1 rRNA gene is annotated in these 3,054 nt (G+C 49.7%); it reads right to left on the reverse strand.

What is annotated here, in order from left to right:
• Positions 1-75: 75 nt before the first annotated feature.
• Positions 76-2,962 (reverse strand): 23S ribosomal RNA (locus OCI93_RS20615).
• Positions 2,963-3,054 lie beyond the last annotated feature (92 nt).

The following is a 3,054-nucleotide window of genomic DNA, read 5'->3' on the forward strand; positions in this document are numbered from 1 at the left end:
GGAATTCGCTGATAATTCGTAAAAATCTACTCTAGTTAATACTAACTTCTAACAAACAAACCACTTTGGCGTTGTATGGTTAAGCCTCACGGGTAATTAGTACTGGTTAGCTTAACATATCACTATGCTTCCACATCCAGCCTATCAACGTTGTAGTCTTCAACGGCCCTTCAGTTAACTTAAAGTTAAAGTGAGAACTCATCTCGAGGCCTGCTTCGCGCTTAGATGCTTTCAGCGCTTATCAGTTCCGAACGTAGCTACCGGGCAATGCCATTGGCATGACAACCCGAACACCAGCGGTTCGTCCACTCCGGTCCTCTCGTACTAGGAGCAGCCCCTCTCAATTCTCAAACGCCCACGGCAGATAGGGACCGAACTGTCTCACGACGTTCTAAACCCAGCTCGCGTACCACTTTAAATGGCGAACAGCCATACCCTTGGGACCGACTTCAGCCCCAGGATGTGATGAGCCGACATCGAGGTGCCAAACACCGCCGTCGATATGAACTCTTGGGCGGTATCAGCCTGTTATCCCCGGAGTACCTTTTATCCGTTGAGCGATGGCCCTTCCATTCAGAACCACCGGATCACTATGACCTACTTTCGTACCTGCTCGACGTGTCTGTCTCGCAGTTAAGCTGGCTTCTACCATTACACTAACCGTACGATGTCCGACCGTACTTAGCCAACCTTCGTGCTCCTCCGTTACTCTTTGGGAGGAGACCGCCCCAGTCAAACTACCCACCAGGCACTGTCCGCAATCCCGATTAGGGACCTACGTTAGAACATCAAAACTACAAGGGTGGTATTTCAAGGTTGACTCCACACAATCTAGCGACTGTGCTTCAAAGTCTCCCACCTATCCTACACATGTAGGTTCAATGTTCAGTGCCAAGCTGTAGTAAAGGTTCACGGGGTCTTTCCGTCTAGCCGCGGGTACACAGCATCTTCACTGCGATTTCAATTTCACTGAGTCTCGGGTGGAGACAGCGTGGCCATGGTTACACCATTCGTGCAGGTCGGAACTTACCCGACAAGGAATTTCGCTACCTTAGGACCGTTATAGTTACGGCCGCCGTTTACCGGGGCTTCGATCAAGAGCTTCGACCTAAGTCTAACCCCATCAATTAACCTTCCGGCACCGGGCAGGTGTCACACCGTATACGTCATCTTACGATTTTGCACAGTGCTGTGTTTTTAATAAACAGTCCCAGCCACCTGGTCACTGCGGCTGACTTCAGCTCCAAGCGCGAAGCTCTTCACCTAATGTCAGCGTACCTTCTCCCGAAGTTACGGTACGATTTTGCCTAGTTCCTTCACCCGAGTTCTCTCAAGCGCCTTAGTATTCTCTACCTGACCACCTGTGTCGGTTTGGGGTACGATTCGAAATAATCTGAAGCTTAGAGGCTTTTCCTGGAAGTAGGGCATCAGTAACTTCACTACCGTAGTAGCTCGTCTCGTATCTCAGCCTTAGCAACCCGGATTTTCCTAAGTCGCCAGCCTACATACTTTCACATGGACAACCAACGCCATGCTTACTTAGCCTGCTCCGTCCCCCCATCGCAATTATTCCAAGTACAGAAATATTAATCTGTTTCCCATCGACTACGCTCTTCAGCCTCGCCTTAGGGGTCGACTTACCCTACCCTGATTAACATGGGATAGGAACCCTTGGTCTTCCGGCGTGCGGGTTTTTCACCCGCATTATCGTTACTCATGTCAGCATTCGCACTTCTGATACGTCCAGCATACCTCCCGGTACACCTTCAACCGCTTACAGAACGCTCCCCTACCCCGCGAACATAAGTTCGCAGCCGCAGCTTCGGTGGTATGTTTAGCCCCGTTACATCTTCCGCGCAGGCCGACTCGACTAGTGAGCTATTACGCTTTCTTTAAAGGGTGGCTGCTTCTAAGCCAACCTCCTAGCTGTTTTAGCCTTCCCACATCGTTTCCCACTTAACATACACTTTGGGACCTTAGCTGGCGGTCTGGGTTGTTTCCCTCTTCACGACGGACGTTAGCACCCGCCGTGTGTCTCCCGGATATTACTTTACGGTATTCGGAGTTTGCAAAGGGTTGGTAAGTCGGGATGACCCCCTAGCCTTAACAGTGCTCTACCCCCGTAAGTATTCGTCCGAGGCTCTACCTAAATAGATTTCGGGGAGAACCAGCTATCTCCCGGTTTGATTAGCCTTTCACTCCTAGCCACAGGTCATCCCCTAACTTTTCAACGTTAGTGGGTTCGGTCCTCCAGTTGATGTTACTCAACCTTCAACCTGCCCATGGCTAGATCACCGGGTTTCGGGTCTATACCTTGCAACTACGCGCCCAGTTAAGACTCGCTTTCGCTACGGCTTCCCTATTCGGTTAACCTCGCTACAAAATATAAGTCGCTGACCCATTATACAAAAGGTACGCAGTCACCCAACAAGTGGGCTCCTACTGCTTGTACGTACACGGTTTCAGGTTCTATTTCACTCCCCTCACAGGGGTTCTTTTCGCCTTTCCCTCACGGTACTGGTTCACTATCGGTCAGTTGGGAGTATTTAGCCTTAGATGATGGTCCACCTATATTCAGTCAAAGTTTCACGTGCTCCGACCTACTCGATTTCACTTAAGATAAGTTTTTGTGTACGGGACTATCACCCTGTATCGTGGCACTTTCCAGAGCCTTCCACTAACTACACTCAAGCTTAAGGGCTGTTCCGATTTCGCTCGCCGCTACTTTCGGAATCTCGGTTGATTTCTTTTCCTACGGGTACTTAGATGTTTCAGTTCTCCGCGTTCGCCTCATATGGCTATGTATTCACCATATGATACCTGTAAACAGGTGGGTTTCCCCATTCGGAAATCCTAGTCTCAAGCGCCTCTTACTGGCTCAACTAGGCTTATCGCAAGTTAGTACGTCCTTCATCGCCTCCAACTGCCAAGGCATCCACCGTGTACGCTTAGTCACTTAACCATACAACCCAAAGTAGTTTTTCTTCGCTTTTGCGCTTTATGCTGCGTGCCTCAACATTTTTACTTGGTCACATAACACGTTATGCTCCCGTC

The organism is Pseudoalteromonas holothuriae (genome assembly GCF_945859825.1).
GTDB classification, from domain to species: domain Bacteria; phylum Pseudomonadota; class Gammaproteobacteria; order Enterobacterales; family Alteromonadaceae; genus Pseudoalteromonas; species Pseudoalteromonas holothuriae.